Genomic DNA, 24,310 nt, shown 5'->3' with positions numbered 1-24,310 from the left:
GAACATGATCATTTATTCCGATTGTAAACCTGCATTTTATATATAGTTTTTTGATGGCTCCGCTACATATTTTTAATATTAATGACTGTGAGAGTCTGGTTTAGGTGCTGTAGTTAAGATGAATTATTTGCCCTTCCTTTGATTTAACCCCCATATAAATGGGTATTTGTTGCAACTTTGTGGTTGATTAACTGTTAGTATAACCCCGTTTTCTGAGGGGCTATCCCTGATATAGCGGAGTATTAATCAGCGATGAATATTAATCATAAGTTACAGCTAATCACCGTACTTCCACTCATTATATCTCTGATGCTGGTGCTGTTTGTGACTCAAATGCAGTATAGAGATCTCTCCCAGCATGTGGTCGACGTTTATAGGCAGAGTATTATCGATCACCGCAAAGAAGAGTTGAAAAATTATCTGGCGATCGCCAACGTGGCTATTAAGCATCTTTATCAAAATAAGAGTGATGACAAGCAACAAACCCAGCAAGAAGTTAAGTCTATGCTGGCCAATATGCGCTTCGGTAAAAACGGGTATTTCTTCGCCTACGATCTCAATGGCAATAGCCTGGTCTTACCCGAGCAGGAGTGGCGTGTCGGTAAAAACTGGCTAGACTTGGAAGACGACAACGGAGTCCACTTTATCCAAGAGTTAATCTCAGGGGCGAGGAAAGGCGGCGGTTATCTGACCTACCTATTCAATCAGCCCTCTAATGATGGCCAACTGGGACAAAAACTCGCCTATGCCGAGGTGTTGGGACAGTGGGAGTGGATGTTTGGTACTGGCGTTTATATTGATGATATCGATGAGGAGGCGGCATTATTGAGCACCGCTATTAGTAGTCATATCCGCAACACCTCCCTCATGACTCTGACGATAGGTATCTTAGCGGTCAGCGCCGTGTTTATAGGGGGGATCTTTATGCGTGTGGGTGAAAAACGACTCGCAAATGCTAAGCTCAGAACCCTCAATGAGCGAATTTATCAGACTCAGGAAGAGGAATGTAAGCGAGTTTCCAGAGAGTTGCACGATGGGGTTAGCCAAACGATTGCCGCGGCCCTGTTTGCTATGGAAACCGCCCAATTGAAACAGGAATATGGTGGCGATTCCAGTCCGGAACTGGATAAGTCGATTACACTGACGCGACAGATTATGCTCGATATCCGTAATATCTCGCATCAGCTACATCCTGCCATCCTTGAGGATTATGGGCTGGGCGCTGCGTTAAAAGAGTTGGGCAGGGAGTTTTCGTTGCGCACAGGTATCGAGGTCAAGGTGCAGCGATTATCAGTGCGCAAGATCTTGTCAACCGAGCTTAGTTGCGCGCTTTACCGCATTGTGCAGGAGTCATTGACTAATATTGAGCGTCACTCGGGAGCAAAAAAAGTGCTGATTTCGCTGGGACTGACTCCGGGATGGTTGACCTTGGAGGTTCATGATGATGGTAAGGGATTTAACTATGAATGTTTTGAGAGAAAATCGACCCCGTTTGAAGGAATAGGCTTGAGAAATATGAAGGAAAGAGTGAGTTTTTATAATGGTGAGCTCAAGGTAGAGTCAACCCTTGGTAAAGGAGTGACGCTGGTGGCACGTATTCCCCAGAGTGAGTTGCGTTATCGAGCCGATGCTGCCACTGGGGGACTGTCATGATCCGTGTGCTTCTGGTAGACGATCATCCGCTGTTTCGTGAAGGATTACGATATCGTCTGAGCTTAGACAATGACATTGAGGTGCAGGCTGAAGCCGACAATGGTGTCAAGGCACTAGAGATCCTCAAGGAAATGCCAATCGATCTGGTGTTGACCGATATTAATATGCCACAAATGGACGGCATGTATCTGCTTGAGCTGATTAAAGAGCAGGAGATGTCATGCAAAGTGGTGATGCTGAGCATGCATGACAACAGAGAATATATTATGGCGGCAATGCGCTACGGTGCTGATGGCTATATTCTCAAGGATGTACCCGGTAAAGAACTGATTGAAGCCATCAAAAAAGTGGCCGCTGGCAAGCGCTATTTCAGTGCCGAAGTCGTAGACACCTTGTCGCAAGAACTCGCCAGTGGTAAGCAAGTCCTGGTCACCCAACGTGAGCAGTTGGTATTACGGTTGATATCGCTGGGGATGAACAATAAACGCATTGCGCTGGAGATGAATGTCAGCGTACGCACAGTCGAGACTCACAAACGTAATATCAAACAGAAACTGGCGATAGACAGTACGGCGGGGCTAGTGCGTTATGCCATCGATCATGGCTTAGATCGGTAACACTATTTACGCCCTTTTTCATGAAAAAAAATACCCGAAGCGGTGTCATGCTTCGGGTAAAATCATGGCAAACTAGCCATGTTGTGGGCGTTAAGTTAGGGGTTTTTTTTGCCCTCATGTTTATGGTCAGAGGGACAAGGCCAACCATCCCACTGGATGACCTTTTGGAGCTTATTCTTTAGGGGCAGATGGATGACTGCCCGTTTTAGTGCTTACTTTGCCGCCCTACGTACTCTGATTTACATTAAAGTACGTACTTGGCCGAAAGCTGGACGTAATCAGAGTTGGCACTGTCAGTGGCAGAGATATCCGCATCATAGTTGCCGAATTCAACGCCCACGCTTAACTGCTTGTTAAGCTGCTGGATCAGGTTGACGCCATAGTGATTGCGATCTGAATCAGCATTCACACCATTGAAATCTTCAACTTCAGCGTGACCGTAGTAAACACTAGAGCGCAAGTCGTCAGTCCAGAAGTGGCGATAAGCGACGGTATAGGCTTGCGTTGCCAGCAGATCACCACTGCCATCAGCATTGACTTTGTCACCAGCGTTGTGCCCAGGTGAAACATAACGACCAGCAGCGCCCGCGTTGTAGGCGAAGCGGAAGTCATCTTTACCGAAGGTATTAATTTTACCGCTTATGCTGTAAGCAAACTGAGTGCCGTCGGCATTACCAGCTACACCATTGTCATCGAAGGTGCGAGCCAGCGCTGCAACCGCTACTTGGCCAAAATCACCTTTGTACGTATAACGCGCCACGGCATCGGGGATACTTTGGTTGGAATCGGTAGCATTGGCTGGGTTTTCTAATGCCAGTTCTAGACCACCGTTGGTATAACGGATCTGGGTTTGACGAATGAATACCTGACCGACGTGCGCTCCACCAAAGTCCAGTGCATCAGCGATAGAAGCCAGTGGCATAAAGGTTGACCATGTCTGGCCGACTTTCCAGTTCTTGTAAGCAATAAAGGCATGACGCATACGCGGTGTGTATGAGTTAGAAACGAGTGCGTTACCGCCACCACCGTAGAAATCATACTCGAGGAATCCAGTCACTTCGCCATGAGTGAACTTTACGTTGAAACGCGATTCTTTGGCCTGGAGGCTGGTTTGATTGGTATCTGGCGCGCTGGTACTGGTACCAATCCAGTAGTCACGATAAGCCTGGTCGCCACTGACATTACGCAAGTCTGCTTTGAAGTAGCCGCCGAAGGTTAACTTCGAGCTATCGTCGATTTGAATTTCATAGCCAGCGAAAGAAGATGCTGAGAAAAATGCAGCTACCACTAACGCCGTTTTAGTTATTCTATTCATCAAGGTGCCTTATTTGGATTTGTTGATCAGTTGGTTGTTGTTTGTCTTGAGCGGTGATATAGGATCAGATGCCCGGCAAACTTATGGTTTATCTGGGGCTACCATATGGCTTTATAGAGGCTTTTTTTATCCGTGTTTGCACCTAAGACGACTAAGGGTTTACCCGTAGAAATGCCGGTTTTCCTATGTTCAGGCTTGCCTTTTTTTGAGGTGGGTAACGGATGGTTAATATTTTTAACAAATAAATACAGTCAGTTACAGGCTTGTTTCTCGTGTGTGAGTTAACTGATCTTCAGGGGTAATTCTAGGCAGCTGGGGATATGATGTAGATCAACTTTGTAACGATTAGTCGTGAAATGTGTTACCTGTGGGTGAAGGAGAGGTCACAAGATCGGATTAAGAGAGCGAAGCGAATAAGGTCAAATATTATTGTAGATGCGGCCGTGACTATCAATGAAAAGGGCACCATGACTGAGCCTACTGGAATTGTGCTTGGGGTGTGTCACGAAAATCTCTGTAGCTGTACAGCGGTGTCATCATCGACATTGTTTTTCTAATATCGCTATTTAGCAAATGGTTTAGGTGAAAATATCTGTGTTTGTATTCGGTCTAATTTACTTGATGGCAAAGGATACTAGGGGAAACTCTTGAAGAGGTCTCTACATAGAGTAAGCGCATGAGGCTGCGTTAGGGCTGAAAATAAAAAAGGGCACAGAAAGGTGCCCTTTGTAATGCAATACTGGTTTTAATGCCGCTTAGTCAACAGCGTAACCGTTTGCAGCAAGTGCTTGACCATCAAGCTGTGCTATACCATTAACCATCTGCAATCGGTTCTGGCTAAACCATTTTACAACGAGTGGATAGATAGCATGTTCTTGTTCGTGGACACGACCTGCCAGGACCTCAACAGAATCATCTTCATAAACAGGGACATTGGCTTGCAAAATAACCGGACCTGAATCTAGCTCTGGTGTCACAAAATGCACACTCGCGCCATGTTCAGTATCTTTTGCGTCAATGGCGCGTTGATGCGTATTCAAGCCGGTATATTTGGGCAAGAGAGAAGGGTGGATATTAATCATCTTCCCTTCAAAGCGCATGACAAAATCATCACTCAATATGCGCATAAAGCCAGCCAAGACAACTAAGTCTGGTTGATACTTTGCTATCGCACTAAAAAGTCTTTCGTCATATTCAGGTCTGGTTTCACCTTCATGAGCGATGACGCAGCTGGTATCAATTTCATTCTGGTGAGCACGTATCAATCCAAAAGCGTCAGGTTTATTACTAATGACGCCAACAACTTCTGCTTGTACGTTATCATCACAACCATCAATAATGGCCTGTAGATTACTGCCATTCCCAGAAATTAATACTAAAACGCGACAGCTCTCAGACATTACAAGATCTCCACTTGCTCTTCGTCACCGTTACGCTTAGCAATGTTACCGAGCAGCCATGCGTTTTCGCCTTCGGCATTCAGTAGCTCAAGTGCTGAGTCTACTTTATCGGCTGGAAGTGCGATAACCATGCCTACGCCACAGTTGAATGTACGGTACATTTCAAATTCTGCAATGTTGCCTTTTTCCATCAACCAGTCAAAAATAGCAGGCCACTGCCAAGAGTCACTTTTAACCACAGCTTTGCAATCTTCTGGTAAAACGCGTGGGATATTTTCCCAGAATCCGCCACCAGTGATGTGCGACATTGCATGAACGTCTGACTGTTCAATCAACTTTAGCAGTGATTTTACATAAATTTTTGTTGGTTCTAGCAAATGGTCAATTAGCGGCTTTCCAGCAAGTTCTTGCTCTGGATCTGCTTTGCTGACTTCTAATACCTTGCGGATTAGAGAGAAACCATTTGAGTGAGGACCGCTTGAAGCGAGAGCGATAAGTGCATCACCATCTTGCACCTTAGTGCCGTCAATGATGTCAGCTTTTTCAACAACACCGACGCAGAAACCAGCTAGGTCGTAATCGTCGCCTTCATACATACCTGGCATTTCAGCAGTTTCACCGCCAATGAGTGCACAACCAGATTGTACGCAGCCTTCAGCAATACCTTTCACTACTGCGGTAGCAACTTCAACATCGAGTTTGCCTGTGGCGTAATAATCGAGGAAGAATAACGGCTCAGCACCTGAAACGATTAAGTCGTTTGAGCACATGGCAACGAGGTCAATGCCGACGTTATCATGCTTTTTATAGTCAATAGCAAGGCGCAGCTTAGTGCCAACACCATCAGTACCAGAAACCAGTACTGGATGCTTATACTTAGTTGGTAACTCACAAAGTGCACCAAAACCACCTAGGTTGCCCATAACTTCTGGACGACGAGTACGTTTAACGGCTGACTTGATGTTGTTAACTAGTGCATTTCCGGCATCAATATCAACGCCTGCATCTTTATAGCTTAGTGGGGTAGTAGGAGTGCTCACGGTGATCCTCTCGGGTACGGGTAGATCATTATAGGATTTTATGCGGCGCTATTCTAACAGTTTGTGAGTAGCCTCGAAAGCTTAGTTTTTCAATAAAGTTCGCGACAGAGGTCACGATTTAACGTCTTTTTAAAACTTTAAGTTTTCCTATGCGAACAAATCTACTAGAATCGTTGAAATTTACCGTAAAAAATACGTTAGAAAATTAGGAGAACAAGATGAAAGTCGTTGAAGTTAAGCATCCTTTGGTTCGTCATAAAATTGGATTAATGCGTAAAGGTGACGTGAGCACTAAGCGCTTTCGTGAGCTAGCGGCGGAAGTCGGGAGCCTACTGACGTATGAGGCAACGGCTGACTTCGAAACTGAGAAAGTCACTATCGAAGGTTGGAATGGTCCTGTTGAAGTTGAACAGATAAAAGGCAAGAAGGTCACTGTCGTGCCAATCTTGCGTGCCGGCCTTGGCATGATGGACGGTGTACTAGAGCATGTACCTAGTGCACGTATTTCAGTTGTTGGTATGTACCGCGATGAGACAACACTTGAGCCAGTGCCTTATTTTGAAAAGCTAGCCAGTGATATGCCTTCACGTATCGCGTTGGTCGTTGACCCAATGCTAGCCACTGGCGGTTCAATGATCTCAACCATTGATCTGCTTAAAGCCCGTGGTTGCACTGCTATCAAAGCCCTTGTGCTTGTGGCAGCGCCTGAAGGCGTTGCAGCACTTGAAAAAGCCCATCCAGATATTGAACTGTATACAGCCTCTATTGATGACTGCTTAAACGAGCAGGGCTATATTTTGCCTGGTCTTGGTGATGCGGGTGATAAGATTTTTGGTACTAAGTAAACTCTATATTTAAAGAACGCATTGATTAGGCTGTTGATAAAAAGCCACTAGCAATAAGAAAGGGAGCCAATAGGCTCCCTTTTTGTTGGGCGTTTTTTGACTAAAGCACCATAGCTGCAATCCAACCAAACACTAACAGCGGAATATTGTAGTGAATGAATGTTGGAATAACACTGTCTCTAATATGGTCGTGCTGTCCATCAGCATTGAGACCTGCTGTCGGGCCTAAGGTTGAATCAGACGCGGGTGAACCGGCATCACCAAGCGCTGCCGCTGTGCCGACGAGGGCAATCGTTGCGGCAACAGAGAAACCAAAAGTCATTGCTAACGGCACGTAGATAGTAGCAATAATCGGAATAGTTGAGAAAGATGAGCCGATCCCCATGGTAATAAACAGTCCCACCAGTAACATTAAGAAGGCGGCCAGTGCTTTATTATCACCGATAATGTCGCTAAGAGAGGTTACTAAAGTACTGACATCACCCGTTTCTTTAACCACTGCAGCAAAACCTGCGGCAGAGATCATGATAAAGCCGATATTGGCCATCATGCGCACGCCTTGGTTAAATACATCTTGGTCGGCAACATGTTTAAGTGCCCCTGAGAAGCTAAAGATAATAAAGCCGATGAGTGCACCAAAAATCATTGAACCGGTATAGAGCTGAGTGACAAGCGTGGCGACAATAGCAATCATCGCGATGGCGATATTACGCTTATTGACACCTTCCTCCGGCTCTGCAATGAGGATGAGCTCCTCTTTATATTCTCTTGGTTTTCTGTAAGTGATAAATACAGCAATCAATAGACCGGTAATCATGCCTAACGCCGGGAGTAACATTGCCTGTGGGATTTGAGAACGAACCGCTTCTAATCCATTATTGTTAAGATTGGCTAGCAATATATCGTTGAGGAAAATGCCACCAAAACCCACAGGTAATATCATATAGGTGGTTACAAGGCCAAATGTCAGCACACAAGCAACCAAACGTCTATCGAGCGACAGCTTTGACATTAAGTGTAATAAAGGCGGGATCAAAATAGGAATGAAGGCAATATGAATAGGCAAAATATTCTGTGATGATATTGCCATCGTCAAAATGGCGAATAGCAGCGCCCAACGGACTTTTTTGATGTTCTGGCTAGATTGTTCCTTACCTAGAGCGCCAATCATTTTTCGAGAGATAAGCGTGGTTAACCCAGAATGAGATAAGGCTACCGCGAAAGCGCCAAGCAGTGCATAACTCAGAGCAATTTGAGCGCCTCCGCCTAGACCGGTATTAAAGGCATCAACGGTTTGTTGTAACCCCATCCCGCCCACTAAGCCTGCAACGAGTGCGCTAATGGTAAGAGCGATAACTACATTTACTCGTGCAAGGCTTAAGCCCAGCATTAAGCAAACGGCAATGACGACAGCGTTCATAATATGGTTAATCTTTTTCTTATATTTAAAGTTGTGGCTATTTTTGCCTGTTAACAGCGCTGATGTCCAGTACCAGCGTGCTATATATTGATTTCAATGTGAGTTGTTAGATCACTGTAGCCTTAATTGCGCACAAAGTGTAAATATCATCACCGTGAATAAGGGTATGCTGACGGCATATTGCGCAGTTAACACGATAATGATTTAAAAAGGTGATATTGATCTCAAATAGCTTGTGTGTCGTAAAACACTGCCTATAATGCCTTTAGATTTAAAACGAACCAGCGTTTTTAGCAATCCATAGATGGAGAAATAAAATGAGTGTATTAGTAGGCCGTCCGGCTCCTGATTTTACTGCAGCTGCGGTACTTGGTAATGGTGAAATTGTAGATACCTTTAACTTGTCTGAAGCAATCAAGGGTAAGCCAACCGTCTTATTCTTCTACCCACTAGACTTTACATTTGTATGTCCTTCAGAGTTGATCGCTTTCGATCACCGTATGGACGAGTTCAAAAAACGTGGCGTTGAAGTTATCGGTGTTTCTATCGATTCTCAGTTTACTCATAACGCATGGCGCAACACTCCTATCGACAAAGGTGGTATTGGCCAAGTTCAGTACACTTTGGTTGCAGATGTTAAGCACGAAATCTGTAAAGCATACGATGTTGAGCATCCAGAAGCCGGTGTTGCATTCCGTGGTTCTTTCCTAATCGACAAAGAAGGTCAAGTTCGTCACCAAGTGGTTAACGATCTTCCATTAGGTCGTAACGTTGATGAAATGCTGCGTATGGTCGATGCACTTCAATTCCACGAAGAGCATGGTGATGTTTGTCCAGCTGGTTGGGAAAAAGGCGATAAAGGCATGGACGCAACGACAGAAGGTGTTGCTTCTTACCTAAGTGACAACGCAGATAAGCTATAATATTTGCGTTTAGTTGTTGAATGAAAGCCGCGTTTAAACGCGGCTTTTTTGTGTCTGCGGTTTGTTGCTAATACATTCGTGCATTAGGCACGTTAACCTATTAAGCAGTGCTTTTACTTTGATCAAAAGAAAGGTCGTGGCGCTTTGCCCATTCTGTAGTAAAGAGTCGGGTAAAAAGGACTGCTTTTCTGATATGAATGGATTCACGAATGCCGCGATGGCATGGTTAATGATGTTCCCTACATCAATGATTCCGATTGCGGGAAGAGCATGCGCTGCGAGCTTTTTGGTGTTTATAGCTAATTATCTGTCTTACTGCTTCCTCGACGCTGATAAGCAATCACTTTTCTTAATACCTATCGTCATGAGTGCCATAAGTGTGCGTTTCCCCCGACCATAGACAGCGCTCACGTGAGCGGACTCACAGCTTCAACAATTAGTGAATTAAACATCACTACATAAGCAATAACGATAGTAAAATCTTCTTCCGCAGGGAAAAGCAGTACCAAAACTCCTAATAAGCTTCACCTGAACGTCTCAAAGCATCCTTATCCAGTTTGGGATGGTTTGCTCCATCGCTTCATATAAAGGTTATTTATGGTTTTTGTTGAATTGTTCGTGGTCCTCGCGTTTATCTATCTTGGTGCTCGGATTGGTGGCATCGGTATTGGTTTGGCAGGCGGAGCAGGTGTCTTGGTTCTGTCGTTATTTTTGGGTGTCGACACGGGACACATTCCGGTAGATGTGATTCTCATCATTATGTCGGTAATTGCGGCCATTGCTGCGATGCAAGTCGCCGGCGGCCTAGAGTGGCTAGTTGATCTATCAGAGACCTTCCTGCGCAAGAACCCTAAACGTATCACTTTCTACGCGCCTATCGTAACCTATTTTATGACTCTGTTGGCAGGCACCGGCCATACGGCATTTTCAACACTACCGGTTATCGCCGAGGTGGCTAAAGAGCAAGGTATAAGACCATCGAGGCCACTTGGGATCTCGGTTGTCGCCTCACAGATAGCTATTACCGCTTCGCCGATATCGGCTGCGGTGGTCTTTTTTTCCGGGATTTTAGAACCTCTTGGCGTGGGTTATCTGACTCTGCTAGCAATCTGTATCCCCACGACTTTTATGGCCTGTATGGCCGGGGCTTTCGTCTCAAATTTTTTAGGCTGTGAGTTGAAAGATGATCCGGTTTATCAGGCACGTCTTCAAAAAGGGTTAGTTAAACTAAAGGGTCAAACTCAAAGGGATATTCTCCCGACGGCCAAACCCGCCACCTATATTTTTATCACGGCCATTGTCTGCGTCATTGTTTATGCCACCATTATCTCAGACACGGTCAATCTTATTCCAAACCCATCTCTGGGTCGCAATGAAGCGATCATGGTGTTTATGCTTTCAGCGGCAACCGCGATTGTGACATTCACCAAAATAGACGCCTCTGAGATTGCTAATGCTGCGACCTTTAAATCGGGGATGAGCGCCTGTATCTGTGTGTTAGGTGTTGCTTGGCTGGGAGACACCTTCGTGTCTAGTCATATTGACGACATTAAAGCACTCTCAGCAGATGTGCTTAATCAGTATCCGTGGATGCTTGCTGTTACCCTGTTTTTTGCCTCGATGCTGCTCTATTCACAAGGGGCGACGACAATGGCACTGATGCCAGCAGCCTTAGCCATTGGCGTGGCTCCCATAACGGCTATCGCCTCATTTGCTGCCGTGAGTGCCTTGTTTGTATTACCTACGTATCCGACACTGTTAGCCGCGGTGCAGATGGATGATACCGGTTCAACGCGTATCGGAAATATGGTTTTTAACCATCCATTCCTTATTCCAGGATTTGTCACCATATCAACCTCTGTGGGCTTGGGGTTTATCATCGGCGGGATGATTCTTTAATGAGGGAATAGCGTGAGAAAGTATGGCTAAGGGGTCAGTTCAAAACTGGCCGCTGATGTTGGAAAAATCATTCTTTATGGATACACTTACTCATCATATAAAATTAATCAATGCGAATGCCCCAAGCGATAATCTGGCTTACAGTCAGTTTCCAATCTATTGAAGACGTTATTCATCATAAGTTAAAGAACAAAGCTGCGAACCGTCAAAGCTCATTACCGACAGGGTGTTGTTGTGCAGTACGCCATAACTGGCAGCGTGACCGCCGCGAGGCATGGTGACAGAACCGGGGTTAAACTCGATAAGGTCATCATGTTGTGCAGCAACGGGAACATGAGTATGACCAGAAGCGATGATATCACCACGACACAAGCGTGGATGGTGAGCAATGTTATAAAGATGACCATGAGTCAAAAACAGACGACGCCCATTAGGAAGCAGCACCAGATTATAGTCAGACATTATGGGGAAATCGAGCAGAACCTGATCGACTTCACTGTCGCAGTTTCCTCTTACGGCGATGATTCTATCACCGTAACCATTCAGTAAATTTGCCACCTCGATCGGCGCATAGCCAGCAGGGAGCGTATTTCTGGGGCCGGGGTTCAATATATCCCCTAATAATATCAGGTGTTTGGCGTCGCTTTGTTCGAATGCGGCGATCATTTTCTGAGTGCTATCGAAGCAGCCATGAAGATCGGAGGCAAAAAAGAGTTCCATAAGAGATGCACCATAAAAAAACAGGAATGAAATATTACGCCTATTCCCCCCCTTTTGCTATGAGCTAACCCGCTACAATCCTCAACCTCGAGAATATAAGCCTCTCCTGTAAAACCACTTATCCCTAATCTCTTGGTTGCTTCGCCTTATTATTGTTAGACAGGTTAAGGCCTCAGAGTATTTGTTCTCGCTTAATTTAATCGATTTTTCAGCTAGACATGTCCAGAGGCAAAGAATGCTTAACGACATCCGAACACTAATAGCCTATATAGGGTGTATTAGGGACCTCTATTGCCCTTGACTGAACAAGTCATAACAAATGTAATGTCACTCGCTCACGACGCCGATGAAGTGCTGATAGCCGTCAGGACCTATATACCTAGCTGCTGCACACCATGCCATTGAAAGTGGTTATTGGGTTTTTTACTCACAATACCCTCATTAAACAACCGGCTAAATATCTGATCCACTTCATCTGTAGAGATATTGAGGTATTTACTGACCGCGCGCTTACTGCAATTGACCTGATTTGCCGTTAAGGCATCAATAGCCATTTCATAAGCGCTTTTTGACATCATGGGCGAAGTACTGACATCTTCAACCTCACTGGAATAGTGTATCGAACTGACTTGATGTGGTTCGAAATTACTGAGAAGGTCCGGAGCCTTCAGTTCCTGAATAGAGAATGCATCGATGGTGATAGGCTTGGTGTGGCGGAACTGGTATTTGAATCGATTTTCTTCTCCTATTAATCCGACAAAGAATGCAGCAAAAAAATCGAGGAGTACTGAGAGAAAAATTACTAAGCTTAATTGAGCTGTCTGAGTCGATACATTCAAGGCGTTGGCCAGACTATCGATCAAGCCAATGACCGAACCTTGGCTTATCAGCGGCAGGCTGTCTCGCTCCATCGCTAAGTGCTGCTGCTCGCTCCGAAGTTTATCGTTCTCTTTTTGAATACGCATAACCCCAGTTGCAATAAGTTCCATCTGAATGTATTTCTTAGCCGCTACGTTATTAAGCTCGATCTGCTTCTCTATTGAGTCAATCTGCATGTTGTAAGCGTTTACTTTACTTTGATGAACATTAGCATGCTCCTGAGCCTTGTTAGTGGCACTGTTTATTCCCCCCACTGAACCACCGATCGAGATGACGGCCAGTACAGCATAGAAGACCAAGGCCAATATCATCCCACTATAGTTTCGTCGAGCTTGACGTTCGCCCACTTCATACCAAGCAAAGAATTTACCCAACTCAAAAATCACTGCAAGCGAGCCAAACATAATCTGCATAAATGGATCATCATCGATGGATAAAAATAACAACATAGAGAACACGAGTGAGGCGATGATGGATGCCCCTGTAAAGCTATAAACGCTCCACATGGCAAAATTCCCTTTCGGGTATCTAACGGCTGGATTTTCGGTGTAAAACATAACGGACTTCTTTATCGGTGAGCGGTGAGCTCAAAACCTGTCAACGGGATCGTCAGGCAAAAATGGTGCGTAAGGATATATCATAAAAACGGTTATGCCCTTATAAAACATAGCCTACCAAGTGTTCCTGCTGAAATTTCACACGCCAATTGTGTAAGTGTTCAAAAGGTGTTCAGCCGCTGCTTATTAAGCATTCACTCATAAGTAAACCTGAGGTCTTACATTGATGATTTGCAGGTTAAACAGGTCGATTGATTAAGCTGTCCATTTATATTGAATGGGCAAAATAACTATTTGCAGTGGCATTGTTAATTTGACCTAATTATAGAGACTGACTCAACAGTCTCTATAGCATTTTCTAGCTTTACCCTATTTATCGTAATGTGAATAGGGAGGTTTAGCTTTCAAACCTACGGTGTCATCCTCAGCCCTCAATTGCACTGGGAAACTACAATTTGTTTCTTTGACAAGCATTTGGCTATGCCGCACTTATGACCAAACTATATTGTGACTATAGGCTAGGTTATCGGCTGCTATGAGTGAACAGCGTCCCCGACACCATCAAATCCAAGTCATAAAAAAAGCCGCATTATTTGCGGCCTTTTAATGTAGCAATGAAAGCAGACTCTATGACTCTGGCTTAGAGTTGGACTCAGCTTCTGATTCCACTTCCACTTCAACTTCAACTTCAACTTCAACTTCAGCTTCAGCTTCTGAATCTGAGGCTGTTTCATCGGCAATATATGGCCAGCCGCCTAGAGACTTCCAACGGTTGACGATTAAACAGAATAGTTCTGCTGTGCGTTCTGTGTCATATAACGCTGAGTGTGCTTCTCTATTATCAAACGGAATACCCGCCATGGCGCAGGCTTTTGCCAGCACAGTTTGGCCGATGGCAAGGCCTGCGAGTGCGGCTGTGTCAAACGTGGCAAAAGGATGGAAAGGCGTACGTTTTAGACCATTACGCTCGATGGCTTGGCTGACAAAACCATGATCGAAAGCGGCATTATGGGCAACAATAATACTGCGATGACATCCAGATGCTTTCTGTGCTTTTTTGACTTCTTTGAAAATTTCTAAAAAAGCTTCTTTCTCACTCACGGCGCCGCGAAGCGGGTTAGTGGGGTCAATACCGTTGAATGCTAACGCTTCGGGTTCTAGGTTAGACCCTTCAAACGGCTCAATGTGATAATGCAGCGTCTTATCTAATCCGATTACGCCGTCGTCATCCATCTTTAACATAGTGACTGCAATTTCTAATAGCGCGTCGGTCTTTGAATTGAACCCGGCTGTTTCAACATCGATAACCACTGGGAAATATCCTCTAAAGCGGTTTTTCAATTTGTTGGGGTCGAAAGTGTCAGTCATTAAATTTTCCAAAAAGTTAGCAGGTGCCTATTATGGGGCAACTGATAATGACTGTCATGTGCGTTTGGTCATTTTATACGCTAAAGAAAGATAATATTGTGCCGATAGAGTGTAGTGACTCAATTATAGAGGGTAGTTTTATGCGGCTTAGCGTTCTTTTTGCAACATTAATATGCTTACCATTTTTTGCCAGTGCTGATTTAAAGCAATATGTAGCTTCATTAGAAGAGTCGCAGTGGCGTGTGAGCGGCAATAATCCGGTAATGTGCCGTCTTGAGCACGATATTCCTGCCTACGGTAAAGCGGTATTTACCAGCATTGCCGGTAAAGATCATAATCTGAACTTTACGCTGGATATGTGGGTTAAACCTGATCAAGTTACGCAGGCAACATTAATGAGTATGGCGCCGGCATGGCGACCTGGAGTTGTATCAAAAGAGATCACTGAGCTCACCTATCAAAAGTACTTTAGTGGCGAAGTACCGCGCAATGCTGCATGGTCAATGTTGGCTGAACTTGAAAGCGGTATGCAGCCCACGTTTTATTATGCTGATTGGTACAACGAGACCAATAAAATTGCAGTGGGTTTGTCGGCGGTAAACTTTAGACGGCAATACGCGCAATTTAAATCGTGTTTATCGACACTATTACCATACTCTTTTGAAGATATTGCTTTTACGGTATTAACTTATGAGTCAGGCGGCACCGAGTTAACGCGTTACGCTAAATCACAAATTAGTAAGGTACAAGAGTATTTAGCCTATGATCAAAATGTTGATCTAGTCTTAATCGATGCTTACACCGACAGCTATGGTGGACGCAGTGTAAATGAAAAGGTGTCGGTGCAGCGTGCTGACTCCGTTAAAGATTTGTTTGTTGCTAGTGGTATACCACAAAGTCGTATTCACACAGTAGGTCATGGTGAGCGCAGACATGTGGCATCAAACCTGACTATTAATGAGCGCGCAAGAAACCGCAGAGTAGTGATTAGAATAAGTAAGCCGCTCTAAGCGCTTCGCTCATCCAAGCTACAATGATAGGCCCTGTATATATTGCAGGGCTTTTTTGTGATTTAGGCTTTGGTAAAAATAAGATAAAAAAAAGCCCGCTTACATTAGCAAGCGGGCTGCAAAAATATTTGATTTGCAATCAACAAATTGAAGGAAGGAAGTCAAGCTAAGAACCAGGGATGTAACTTCCGTGGATAACCACCAAAGTTTAGAGTTCTTTGTTTTCAAATCTGCTAGGCAGACACTTCCTGAAAACGAGGTGAATTATAGAGCGAGATTAGTAAACTGACAAACTAGAATAATTGAACTTAAACATTAGTTTTACTAATGAATTAAAATTGTTTAGATGGTAACTATATAGGCTTAAACACTGTTTTTTGAGTGCTTAATCACGTTTTATGCATAACTTAACATAATATATAATTAATCTATGTTGCAAGATTGATAATGAATAATGAGTGGCGTAAGGTCAGCTTAGGCGATAACAAACTTTTGCGCTGTTTTTTATTAGTTTGTATAGTGCATCTTGAAAATGGCTATTTATGCCAACTTAATAAAAAAGCTTACCTAGTCAGGCTGTTCTGTTGTGCTACGGATAAGTGAATCAGGGATACAAATAATGCGAATTAATTCTTTTTTTGCCAAAAGACAGTTATTGGCTATCGGATTAGGGCTTGCCATCGTCGGATGCCAATCTCAATCTGTTGAAGAGTCACAGGAAAAAGCTGTTATAGCGGACCAAGATAGTGTCATTGAAACCATTCATGGTGTTCAGGTTGCCGATCCTTACCGCTTTTTAGAAGTTGAGTCAGATAAAACCCATCAATGGGTGAAGCAGCAACAGCAAGACGGTAAAGCTTACTTAGGGGCGATTGAAAACAAACAAGCGATTGTTGATCGTATTACTGAACTGTGGAACTTTGAAAAAATTTCAGCACCAAATGAAAAGGGCACTAACACCTTTTACTATCGCAATAATGGCCTGCAAGCACAGTCTGTTTTATTTGTGAAAGATGCAAAGGGTAACGAGAAAGTGTTATTGGACCCAAATACGTTTTCATCTGACGGTACAATTGCACTGTCGGGTACGTCGGTAAGTGATGATGGTAATACATTAGCATACGGTGTTTCTAAATCAGGTTCGGATTGGCAAACCTGGCACTTTGTCGATATTGCGAGCGGAAAAAAGTTAACTGATCAGCTAGATTGGATAAAGTTTTCCAGCGCGGTATGGAATAGTGAAAACACTGGCGTCTATTACGCTCGCTATGATGCTCCCAAAGGGGGAAATGCGCTCGCCGATGTTAACTTTAACCAGAAAGTGTATTTTCATAAAATAGGCAGCAGTCAGGCAGAAGACACCTTGGTATATGAAAGACCACAAAATAAAGATTGGGGTTTTGGGATTGAAGTGACAGATAAAGGCGATTACCTGCTGCTTTATATCTCTCAGGGGACAGACAGTCGTAATCGATTTTTTTATAAGTCATTAAAAGAGCCACAAGCCGAGATGGTTGAACTTATCCCTGACTTGGAAGCGGAATACAGCTTTATTGGTAATGATAAATCGACGTTCTACTTTAAGACCGATTATCACGCGCCAAATGGTAAAGTGATTGCTATTGATGTGAATAAAAGCAGCAAGGATAATTGGAAAACGATTATTCCTGAGCTTAAAGATCCAATAAGTAATATTGCTATCGTTAATGATCACATTGTTGTGAGCTACCTGCATGACGTTCTGGGTAAATTAACGATTTACAGCATGAATGGCGACAAGCGCCAAGATGTTGCTTTACCGGGGAAAGGAAAGATAGCTGGGCCTTATGGTAAACGTAGTAAAGATTACTTCTACTATGTCTTTAATAGTTACATTCAACCGCAAACCACCTATAAGTTTGATTTCAAAACAGGTAAGTCGACACTTTATTCAAAGCCTACTGTCTCATTTGACCCTGAAAATTACACATCAGAGCAAGTTTTTTATACCAGTAAAGACGGTACAAAAGTGCCAATGATGATCTCATACAAGAAGGGGATTAAGAAAGACGGCAACAATCCAACCTTGCTTTATGCCTATGGTGGGTTTGCTATTTCACTCACCCCGCGCTTTAGTCCTGCCAATATTGCTTGGATGGATATGGGCGGTGTTTATGCGGTGCCTAACCTTCGTGGTGGCGCTGAATACGGTGAAAGCTGGCACCAAGCTGGCATGTTCGACAAAAAGCAGAATGTATTTGACGATTATTACGCTGCGGCCGAGTATCTGATCAGTGAGAAGTATACCAATAGTACTAAGCTTGGTGCTTATGGTCGTAGCAATGGTGGTTTATTGATGGGCGCGGCATTAACTCAGCGTCCTGAGCTTTTTGCGGCAGTGCTGCCAGCGGTAGGTGTGTTGGATATGCTACGTTTTCAAAAGTTCACCATTGGCTGGGCTTGGACCAGTGAATATGGCAGTGCAGATAACGCAGAACAATTCCCTGCACTTTATGCTTATTCGCCATATCACAATGTAACAGCACAGTCTTATCCTGCCACTATGGTGATGACAGCAGATCATGATGATCGGGTTGTACCACTGCATAGCTTTAAGTTTGGTGCCATGATGCAAGAGAAACAACAAGGCGATGCGCCAGTTATCATGCGCATAGAGTCAAAAGCGGGTCACGGTGCGGGTAAACCAACGGCAATGAAGATTGATGAGTTTGCTGATATTTATAGTTTCTTATGGCATAACTTTGGGTTAAATGTGCCAGCGAAAATCGCACAATAAGTTTTGATTTCGGTTTATTAAAAAGGGAAGCTCAGGCTTCCCTTTCTTTTGCCTGAAAATGATACCCAAGCCCACTTCGTTGTCGCATTCGCTTAATTAGGGAATAACGGGCAATGCGCCGTGAATTGAATTGGCGCAACATCTCTGCAACGCGCATTTTTAAGCCGTTTGGGTACAGAGGTAATAATTCGTTAAGATTATTAACAAAATTTTATGAAGAAGCGGTTGGGTTATCACATATCGCCATTCACAATTGCATATTGGCTAGGTATAGTAGGCCTCTTATTTTATCTCATTAAATGGCGATATCATTATATGTTTCGTTGGCCTATTTCCGTTTATTACGAAGATACTGATGCTGGTGGCGTTGTTTATCACGCAAATTATTTAAAGTTTTTTGAGCGTGCACGAACTGAATGGTTAAGGGCGATGGGTGTGAGTCAAACTGCACTACTTGCCGATGATATAGCTTTTGTTGTAAAGCGTGCCGCACTGGATTTTTGTAAAGCTGCGCGTTTTGAACAGAACCTTATGGTCGAAACCGAGGTCATACAACTTAAGAAAGCGTCGTTGGTGTTTAAACAGCGTTTAATTGATGAACAGGGCGTTACGTATTGCGAGGCTGAAATCTTAGTCGCCTGTGTCGCATTATCGCGTATGAGACCCCGAGCCATTCCCCAACATATTGCCCAGGAGTTTAACGGTGGAAGCTGATATTTCTTTTATTGGATTATTTTTACAAGCAAGTCTTTTAGTTAAATTTGTTATGTTGACCTTGCTTAGTTTGTCCATTGCCTCATGGGCAGTGATTATTCAACGTCGTAAATTATTGGCGGCAACAAAAAGCGAAGCGCTAAAGTTTGAAGATAAATTTTGGTCAGGTGTTGATCTTAATAAACTCTATCAAGAGCTTTCTGCTCGTCAGGATCGGAACGTAGGTCTTGAAGCATTGTTTGTGACTGGTTTTAAAGAATACTCACGTTTGAGCAAATTAAACGGACGAGTACCTGAAGCGATTATGGATGGTAGCTACCGTGCCATGCGAGTGTCTCTTTCTCGTGAAATGGAAAAACTCGAAACTCATTTACCTCTATTAGCAACCATAGGCTCAACGAGTCCTTATATTGGGCTGTTTGGTACGGTTTGGGGGATCATGAACTCCTTTATCGCCCTCGGTGCGGTTGAAAACGCCACGCTTGCCATGGTCGCGCCCGGTATTGCAGAAGCATTGATTGCCACCGCAATGGGCCTATTTGCGGCTATACCGGCTGTTATTGCGTATAACCGCTTCTCAACTCAAGTGGATAAGATTGAAATGTCTTACGCCAACTTTATGGAAGAGTTCTCCAGTATTTTGCATCGCCAAGCATACAGCGAGAAGGAACAGGCATAATGCATCAAGGCTACCAAAGGAAGCGCCGTCGTCCAGTCGCTGAAATTAACGTGGTGCCCTATATCGATGTGATGTTGGTACTATTGATTATTTTTATGGTGACAGCCCCGATTGTAACTCAGGGGGTTAAGGTTGATCTGCCGCAAGGTGCTGCGGAATCTTTACCGGCAGATAGTAAGCCGCCAATCGTTGCGTCAATCGATGCTATGGGCGAGTACTACCTGGATGTGGGCAGCTCGAGTACCAAAGAGGTACTTGAACTTGAAGAGGTTGCTACTCGAATTGGCGCTATTATTCAATTAGAGCCTGAACGTCCTGTTGTTGTTAAAGCTGACCGCAGCATTGCTTATGAAAAAGTGATCCAGTTGATGGTGACACTGCAAGGGGCTGGCGTACCGTCTGTTGGTTTGATGACCGATTCGCCGGAGGATAAGTAGTGGCGACTAAATCTGATTTAACCCTTCCAGTATCAATTTCAGCTGGGATTCATATTGGCGTGATAGTTATCCTAGCCTTAGGAATCGATTTTTCCGAAAAACCTAAACCCCAGCCTCAAGCCAGTGCCCCCGCTGTGCAGGCGGTGGTGATTGATCAGCGAAAAGTGGCCGAGCATGTTGAAAAGTTAAAAGCGCAGAAGCGTGAAGCTGAACGTAAAGAGAAAGCGCGTCAAGATAATGCGGATAAGCGTGTACGTGATGCCAGAAAAGAGCGCGAGCGCGAACAAGCACAAATTAAAAAGTTAGAGAAGCAACGTAAGCAAAAAGAGATTGAAACAAAAAATGCTAATGACGCAGCCAAAGCCGCCAAGTTAAAGCAGAAACAAGAAAACGAGAAAGCGGTAAAGGCTGAAGCAGATCGTAAGCAAAAAGATAAAGAGCGTAAGGCATCTGAAGAGGCTGCGAAAAAAGCGGCTGATAAGCGTAAAGCAGAAGAAGCCAAGGCTAAAAAAGCAGAAGATGAACGTAAGCGTAAAGCGGAAGCAGAGCGTAAACGTAAGGCAGAAGAGCAAGCCAGGCGACAGCAAGAACAGATGATGCAAGATGCATTGGCTGCAGAGCAGGTGGCGCTGTCGCAAACGCGGAATAAACAGGTCACGAGTGAAGTTCAGCGTTATACCTCAATGATTAGAGCGACGATTCAGCGCAATTTAGTGGTTGATGAATCTATGCGAGGGAAAAGCTGCAAAGTCTTTATTCGTTTAGCCAATGATGGTTTTGTTACTGCAAGTAGGATTTTGGACGGAGATAGCGTTGTATGCCGAGCCACTAAGGCGGCAATCAACAAAGCTGGCCGTTTGCCAGTGTCGAATGAGCCTGATGTATATAACAAGCTAAAAGAAATTAATTTAACAGTTCAACCCGAGTTTGATTAAAGGAGTCACATGAAGATTTTTGGGAAATGGTTACTGGTAAGCCTGCTAATTTGTAGCATGCCTGCTAAAGCGGCATTAGATATCGTTATTACCGAAGGGGTTGATGCTGCAAGACCGATAGCCGTTATTCCTTTTGTTTGGCAAGGTACTGGCCCTATGCCGTCACAGATCTCTGATATTGTTATGTCAGATTTAGCACGTAGTGGCACATTCAGCCCATCAGATGAGTTAAGCCTACCGCAACGTAATATCAGTACGTTGGCGCAATTTGATGCTAAAGCCTGGATGGCACAGCCTGCTGAAGCGGTCGTCATGGGATCCGTCAAGCCTTATGGCGCTGATAAATACCTGGTGAGTTTTGAGTTAATCGACTTGGTAAAAGCACAATTACAATCCGATATGGGTCCACAATCTGCAAAAGAGCTAGTGATTGATAGTCGCGAAACAGTGATTAGCGCAGAACAGTTTAGGCAGTATGGACATCGTATTAGTGATGTGGTTTACGAGAAGTTGACGGGTATTCGTGGTGCATTTCTGACACGTATTGCTTATGTCGTTGTCAAACATGGCGAAAAATCTCCTTATCAGTTGATGATCTCCGATTATGATGGCTATAACGAGCAGATGTTGTTACGTTCACCAGAGCCATTGATGTCACCTTCATGGTCCCCTGATGGGCAGGAATTAGCCTATGTCAGTTTTGAGAACCGTAAAGCTGAAGTGTTCGTGCAAAATATTTATACGCAGGCGCGTAAAAAAGTCACCAGCTTTAACGGTATTAATGGTGCGCCTGTGTTCTCGCCTGATGGGAAAAAACTGGCCGTAACGCTTTCAAAAGATGGTCAGCCTGATATTTATGTGGTTGATATTGCAACGAGTGCACTAAAGCGAGTCACCAATCATTACGCTATTGATACAGAGCCTTCTTGGTTTCCAGACGGTAAGTCATTACTACTTACTTCCGAGCGTGGCGGACGCCCTCAGCTATACAGAGTCTTTTTGGATTCAGGTAAGATTTCTCGCTTAACGTTCGAAGGTGAGTGGAACCTAGGGGGGTCGATTGCACCCGATGGACGCAGCATTATTTTTGTAAATCGGACTAATGGTAAATACAATATTGCAAGAATGGATCTTGAAACACGATTTATGCAAGTTTTGACGAGTACACGACTCGACGAATCCCCAAGCCTAGCACCCAACGGTACTATGGTAATTTACGGAACAACATACCAAGGTAAACAAGTATTGGCCGCAGTTTCTATGGATGGGCGATTTAAAGCCCGATTACCTGCCGGTCAAGGTGAAGTGAAATCACCTTCTTGGTCACCATTTCTATAACTATAAAGATTAAGGATTTTAAAATGGATCTGAATAAGCTATTTAAAGCCATGTTAGTCGTACTTCCTATTATGGCTATCAGTGCCTGTAGCTCGACTTCTGAGTCTGAAACAGATGCAACTAGCTCTACTGGAACATCAACAAGTGAATCTGCTAACAATGGTGTTGAAACTGGCGGTGTAGCGCCAGTACTAACACCACAAGAGCAGCAGCAGCTTAAGTTTCAAGAACTAAGAAAAGAACACATCATCTATTTTGATTTTGATCGTAGTTCAGTTTCTCAGCAATTTGCTGAAGTGTTAGAAGCACATGGTGATTATCTTGTTGAACATCCCAATGTTCGAGTCATGATTGAAGGTCATGCAGATGAGCGCGGCACGCCTGAGTATAATATTGCACTAGGCGAACGTCGTGCTAAAGCTGTTGCAAAATATCTACAAGGCATGGGTGTACAGCCTAGCCAAATGAGTATTGTTAGCTATGGCGAAGAAAAGCCAATGGACCTAACTCGTTCTGATGAGGGTTTTGCTATAAACCGTCGCGCAGTACTTGTATATTAATTTTCGGTAAAAGGTTTACCCTATGAAATACGCCGTGATATCAGCGGCAATCATCCTAGCGAGTGCGGCTCATGCTGCACCTGCACCAGTTGAGGATGTTGCTGGTGGCTCTTCAGACGACAGAGTGGCTCGTCTAGAGCGAATTGTAAAAGCTAAACAGCAAACTGAATTTGCTATGCAGCAACGTTTAGAAACTTTGCAACAAGAAGTCCTCGACTTGCGTGGATTAAGTGAGCAACAGTCTTATCAAATTGAGCAGATGCTGCAAAGGCAACGTCAGCTTTATGAAGATATTGCTAATATCTCAAGTAAGCCTGCGGTACCTATAGTAGCAAGTAGTAATAGTTCTTCGACTGCAAGTTCAAGCCTGGGCGAGACTGCCAGTTATGAGCAAGCTGTAAATTTAGTGCTGAAAGAGAAAAAGTACGAAGCTGCCATTCCAGCATTTGCCCAGTTTATAGAAAAATATCCAAATTCTAGCTATGCTCCTAATGCTAATTACTGGTTAGGTCAGCTACTTTATAATAAGAGTGAGTTTGTTAGCGCGGCTAAAGCGTTTACAACCGTGGTTGATAAATTCAAAGATTCCGGTAAGCGCGGTGAGAGTTTAGTCAAGCTGGGAATGATTTCTGAGAAGACTGGCGATAAAGCAAAAGCGAAAGCCTATTATCAGAAAGTTGTTAAGGAATATGCTAACAGTGCCGCGGCGCGTATTGCACAGCAGCAACTTTCAGCACTTTGATGACGATTTATTCAAAAAACAATCTCTTAGGCTGTTTTTCATGCAAACGATAAAAAATGATAAATTTGCGCTTGCATGAGCAAATGAAAAAGGTATTATAGGCGCCCTCAGAGAGACACCGTCTTTCGGGGGTATCTAAACGAATTATTTAGTTAATCTAAATTAAGCGTTAAAGATACTAGCAATACCAGAAAGGGCCGTTAGCTCAGTTGGTAGAGCAGTTGGCTTTTAACCAATTGGTCGAAGGTTCGAATCCTTCACGGCCCACCACTTCTGAGGTGGATTTGCTTCAAGGCAAATGAATTCAGAAAAGCAATACCAGAAAGGGCTGTTAGCTCAGTTGGTAGAGCAGTTGGCTTTTAACCAATTGGTCGAAGGTTCGAATCCTTCACAGCCCACCACTTCTGAGGTGGATTTGCTTCAAAGCAGATGAATTCAGAAAATGTAATATCAGCAATACCAGAAAGGGCTGTTAGCTCAGTT

Annotated in this window: 22 protein-coding genes and 2 tRNA genes; 17 read left to right on the top strand and 7 right to left on the bottom strand. The window is 44.0% G+C overall.

The features are described from left to right. Positions 1–252 precede the first annotated feature (252 nt). Both CXF82_RS08815 and CXF82_RS08810 read left to right on the top strand, forming a co-directional pair. Positions 253–1,653 carry a cache domain-containing protein gene (locus CXF82_RS08815; protein WP_101089680.1) on the top strand — a complete coding sequence of 467 codons (1,401 nt, stop codon included), beginning with the start codon at positions 253–255 and terminating at the stop codon, positions 1,651–1,653. Then, the gene (locus CXF82_RS08810; protein WP_101089681.1) at positions 1,650–2,270 is read left to right on the top strand and encodes a response regulator; all 621 of its coding nucleotides are present in this window, start codon (positions 1,650–1,652) and stop codon (positions 2,268–2,270) included. Before CXF82_RS08815 ends, CXF82_RS08810 begins: the two co-directional genes overlap by 4 nt. Positions 2,271–2,514: 244 nt before the next feature. Here the strand turns inward: CXF82_RS08810 and CXF82_RS08805 are convergent, their stop codons facing one another. The 3 genes from CXF82_RS08805 to purM all read right to left on the bottom strand — a co-directional run bounded on the left by CXF82_RS08805 (position 2,515) and on the right by purM (position 6,025). Further along, positions 2,515–3,585, bottom strand: coding sequence for a DcaP family trimeric outer membrane transporter (locus tag CXF82_RS08805; protein ID WP_102044042.1), 1,071 nt, complete (start codon positions 3,583–3,585; stop codon positions 2,515–2,517). 755 nt (positions 3,586–4,340) lie between these two features. Further along, positions 4,341–4,985 (bottom strand): phosphoribosylglycinamide formyltransferase, encoded by a 645-nt coding sequence (purN, locus tag CXF82_RS08800; protein WP_102039670.1) that lies wholly within the window; start codon positions 4,983–4,985, stop codon positions 4,341–4,343. Beyond that, positions 4,985–6,025, bottom strand: a complete 1,041-nt coding sequence (gene purM, locus CXF82_RS08795; protein WP_101089684.1) for a phosphoribosylformylglycinamidine cyclo-ligase — start codon at positions 6,023–6,025, stop codon at positions 4,985–4,987. Before purM ends, purN begins: the two co-directional genes overlap by 1 nt. A gap of 218 nt (positions 6,026–6,243) precedes the next feature. On the opposite strand from purM, the gene upp reads away from it, so the two are divergent. Beyond that, a complete protein-coding gene (gene upp, locus CXF82_RS08790; protein ID WP_101089685.1) occupies positions 6,244–6,870 on the top strand; it encodes a uracil phosphoribosyltransferase in 627 nt (208 codons plus the stop codon). Between the two features lie 100 nt (positions 6,871–6,970). Here the strand turns inward: upp and CXF82_RS08785 are convergent, their stop codons facing one another. Further along, positions 6,971–8,290, bottom strand: a complete 1,320-nt coding sequence (locus CXF82_RS08785; RefSeq protein ID WP_101089686.1) for a Na+/H+ antiporter family protein — start codon at positions 8,288–8,290, stop codon at positions 6,971–6,973. A 317-nt stretch (positions 8,291–8,607) separates the two neighbouring features. On the opposite strand from CXF82_RS08785, the gene CXF82_RS08780 reads away from it, so the two are divergent. The 3 genes from CXF82_RS08780 (at position 8,608) to CXF82_RS08770 (ending at position 11,112) form a co-directional block, all read left to right on the top strand. Then, complete coding sequence (locus CXF82_RS08780) at positions 8,608–9,213, top strand: peroxiredoxin (protein ID WP_101089687.1); 606 nt, start codon at positions 8,608–8,610, stop codon at positions 9,211–9,213. 193 nt (positions 9,214–9,406) lie between these two features. Next, positions 9,407–9,613 carry a hypothetical protein gene (locus CXF82_RS08775; protein WP_102039668.1) on the top strand — a complete coding sequence of 69 codons (207 nt, stop codon included), beginning with the start codon at positions 9,407–9,409 and terminating at the stop codon, positions 9,611–9,613. Positions 9,614–9,810: 197 nt separating this feature from the next. Continuing rightward, entirely contained in the window at positions 9,811–11,112 is a 1,302-nt protein-coding gene (locus CXF82_RS08770) for an anaerobic C4-dicarboxylate transporter (protein WP_102044040.1), read from the top strand. 168 nt (positions 11,113–11,280) lie between these two features. Here the strand turns inward: CXF82_RS08770 and yfcE are convergent, their stop codons facing one another. The 3 genes from yfcE to rnt form a co-directional block, all read right to left on the bottom strand. Next, on the bottom strand, positions 11,281–11,832 hold the full coding sequence (gene yfcE, locus CXF82_RS08765; RefSeq protein WP_102039666.1) for a phosphodiesterase: 552 nt from the start codon (positions 11,830–11,832) through the stop codon (positions 11,281–11,283). Between the two features lie 371 nt (positions 11,833–12,203). Continuing rightward, positions 12,204–13,268 carry a Preprotein translocase subunit SecY gene (locus tag CXF82_RS08760; protein ID WP_102044039.1) on the bottom strand — a complete coding sequence of 355 codons (1,065 nt, stop codon included), beginning with the start codon at positions 13,266–13,268 and terminating at the stop codon, positions 12,204–12,206. Between the two features lie 627 nt (positions 13,269–13,895). Further along, positions 13,896–14,636, bottom strand: a complete 741-nt coding sequence (rnt, locus tag CXF82_RS08755) for a ribonuclease T (RefSeq protein WP_102044038.1) — start codon at positions 14,634–14,636, stop codon at positions 13,896–13,898. A gap of 140 nt (positions 14,637–14,776) precedes the next feature. Here rnt and CXF82_RS08750 point away from each other — a divergent pair, with 140 nt between their 5' ends. From CXF82_RS08750 to CXF82_RS08700, 11 genes are all read left to right on the top strand, one after another. After that, on the top strand, positions 14,777–15,646 hold the full coding sequence (locus tag CXF82_RS08750) for a flagellar protein MotY (protein WP_101089758.1): 870 nt from the start codon (positions 14,777–14,779) through the stop codon (positions 15,644–15,646). 619 nt (positions 15,647–16,265) lie between these two features. Then, positions 16,266–18,422: a prolyl oligopeptidase family serine peptidase gene (locus CXF82_RS08745; protein WP_101089693.1), complete on the top strand. Its 2,157-nt coding sequence runs from the start codon at positions 16,266–16,268 to the stop codon at positions 18,420–18,422. A gap of 315 nt (positions 18,423–18,737) precedes the next feature. After that, the gene (gene ybgC, locus CXF82_RS08740; RefSeq protein ID WP_101089694.1) at positions 18,738–19,136 is read left to right on the top strand and encodes a tol-pal system-associated acyl-CoA thioesterase; all 399 of its coding nucleotides are present in this window, start codon (positions 18,738–18,740) and stop codon (positions 19,134–19,136) included. Further along, complete coding sequence (tolQ, locus tag CXF82_RS08735; protein WP_101089695.1) at positions 19,126–19,815, top strand: protein TolQ; 690 nt, start codon at positions 19,126–19,128, stop codon at positions 19,813–19,815. The genes ybgC and tolQ overlap by 11 nt, the downstream gene beginning before the upstream one ends. Further along, positions 19,815–20,252 carry a protein TolR gene (gene tolR, locus CXF82_RS08730; RefSeq protein ID WP_101089696.1) on the top strand — a complete coding sequence of 146 codons (438 nt, stop codon included), beginning with the start codon at positions 19,815–19,817 and terminating at the stop codon, positions 20,250–20,252. The genes tolQ and tolR overlap by 1 nt, the downstream gene beginning before the upstream one ends. Next, positions 20,252–21,187, top strand: coding sequence for a cell envelope integrity protein TolA (gene tolA / locus CXF82_RS08725; protein WP_101089697.1), 936 nt, complete (start codon positions 20,252–20,254; stop codon positions 21,185–21,187). Before tolR ends, tolA begins: the two co-directional genes overlap by 1 nt. Before the next feature lie 9 nt (positions 21,188–21,196). Next, a complete protein-coding gene (tolB, locus tag CXF82_RS08720; protein WP_101089698.1) occupies positions 21,197–22,525 on the top strand; it encodes a Tol-Pal system beta propeller repeat protein TolB in 1,329 nt (442 codons plus the stop codon). A gap of 23 nt (positions 22,526–22,548) precedes the next feature. Beyond that, positions 22,549–23,085 carry a peptidoglycan-associated lipoprotein Pal gene (gene pal, locus CXF82_RS08715; RefSeq protein WP_101089699.1) on the top strand — a complete coding sequence of 179 codons (537 nt, stop codon included), beginning with the start codon at positions 22,549–22,551 and terminating at the stop codon, positions 23,083–23,085. 22 nt (positions 23,086–23,107) lie between these two features. Continuing rightward, positions 23,108–23,827, top strand: a complete 720-nt coding sequence (gene ybgF, locus CXF82_RS08710; RefSeq protein ID WP_101089700.1) for a tol-pal system protein YbgF — start codon at positions 23,108–23,110, stop codon at positions 23,825–23,827. A 194-nt stretch (positions 23,828–24,021) separates the two neighbouring features. Further along, positions 24,022–24,097, top strand: a tRNA-Lys gene (locus tag CXF82_RS08705). Between the two features lie 55 nt (positions 24,098–24,152). Continuing rightward, a tRNA-Lys gene (locus CXF82_RS08700) sits at positions 24,153–24,228 on the top strand. The last annotated feature ends 82 nt before the right edge of the window (positions 24,229–24,310 follow it).

The sequence above is a fragment of the Shewanella sp. GutDb-MelDb genome (genome assembly GCF_002836075.1).
In the GTDB taxonomy this organism is placed as follows: domain Bacteria; phylum Pseudomonadota; class Gammaproteobacteria; order Enterobacterales; family Shewanellaceae; genus Shewanella.
This window is presented reverse-complemented; position numbering and strand designations above follow the sequence as displayed.

Excerpts from the sequence above, each read along its gene's own strand:
- CXF82_RS08780 (WP_101089687.1), top strand. The coding sequence starts at position 8,608 with ATGAGTGTATTAGTAGGCCGTCCGGCTCCTGATTTTACTGCAGCTGCG.
- CXF82_RS08745 (WP_101089693.1), top strand. The coding sequence starts at position 16,266 with ATGCGAATTAATTCTTTTTTTGCCAAAAGACAGTTATTGGCTATCGGA.
- rnt (WP_102044038.1), bottom strand. The coding sequence starts at position 14,636 with ATGACTGACACTTTCGACCCCAACAAATTGAAAAACCGCTTTAGAGGA.
- yfcE (WP_102039666.1), bottom strand. The coding sequence starts at position 11,832 with ATGGAACTCTTTTTTGCCTCCGATCTTCATGGCTGCTTCGATAGCACT.
- CXF82_RS08750 (WP_101089758.1), top strand. The coding sequence starts at position 14,777 with ATGCGGCTTAGCGTTCTTTTTGCAACATTAATATGCTTACCATTTTTT.
- CXF82_RS08775 (WP_102039668.1), top strand. The coding sequence starts at position 9,407 with ATGAATGGATTCACGAATGCCGCGATGGCATGGTTAATGATGTTCCCT.
- ybgF (WP_101089700.1), top strand. The coding sequence starts at position 23,108 with ATGAAATACGCCGTGATATCAGCGGCAATCATCCTAGCGAGTGCGGCT.
- upp (WP_101089685.1), top strand. The coding sequence starts at position 6,244 with ATGAAAGTCGTTGAAGTTAAGCATCCTTTGGTTCGTCATAAAATTGGA.
- pal (WP_101089699.1), top strand. The coding sequence starts at position 22,549 with ATGGATCTGAATAAGCTATTTAAAGCCATGTTAGTCGTACTTCCTATT.
- CXF82_RS08805 (WP_102044042.1), bottom strand. The coding sequence starts at position 3,585 with ATGAATAGAATAACTAAAACGGCGTTAGTGGTAGCTGCATTTTTCTCA.
- ybgC (WP_101089694.1), top strand. The coding sequence starts at position 18,738 with ATGTTTCGTTGGCCTATTTCCGTTTATTACGAAGATACTGATGCTGGT.
- CXF82_RS08760 (WP_102044039.1), bottom strand. The coding sequence starts at position 13,268 with ATGTTTTACACCGAAAATCCAGCCGTTAGATACCCGAAAGGGAATTTT.
- CXF82_RS08770 (WP_102044040.1), top strand. The coding sequence starts at position 9,811 with ATGGTTTTTGTTGAATTGTTCGTGGTCCTCGCGTTTATCTATCTTGGT.
- purN (WP_102039670.1), bottom strand. The coding sequence starts at position 4,985 with ATGTCTGAGAGCTGTCGCGTTTTAGTATTAATTTCTGGGAATGGCAGT.
- tolB (WP_101089698.1), top strand. The coding sequence starts at position 21,197 with ATGAAGATTTTTGGGAAATGGTTACTGGTAAGCCTGCTAATTTGTAGC.
- CXF82_RS08785 (WP_101089686.1), bottom strand. The coding sequence starts at position 8,290 with ATGAACGCTGTCGTCATTGCCGTTTGCTTAATGCTGGGCTTAAGCCTT.
- CXF82_RS08815 (WP_101089680.1), top strand. The coding sequence starts at position 253 with ATGAATATTAATCATAAGTTACAGCTAATCACCGTACTTCCACTCATT.
- CXF82_RS08810 (WP_101089681.1), top strand. The coding sequence starts at position 1,650 with ATGATCCGTGTGCTTCTGGTAGACGATCATCCGCTGTTTCGTGAAGGA.
- tolR (WP_101089696.1), top strand. The coding sequence starts at position 19,815 with ATGCATCAAGGCTACCAAAGGAAGCGCCGTCGTCCAGTCGCTGAAATT.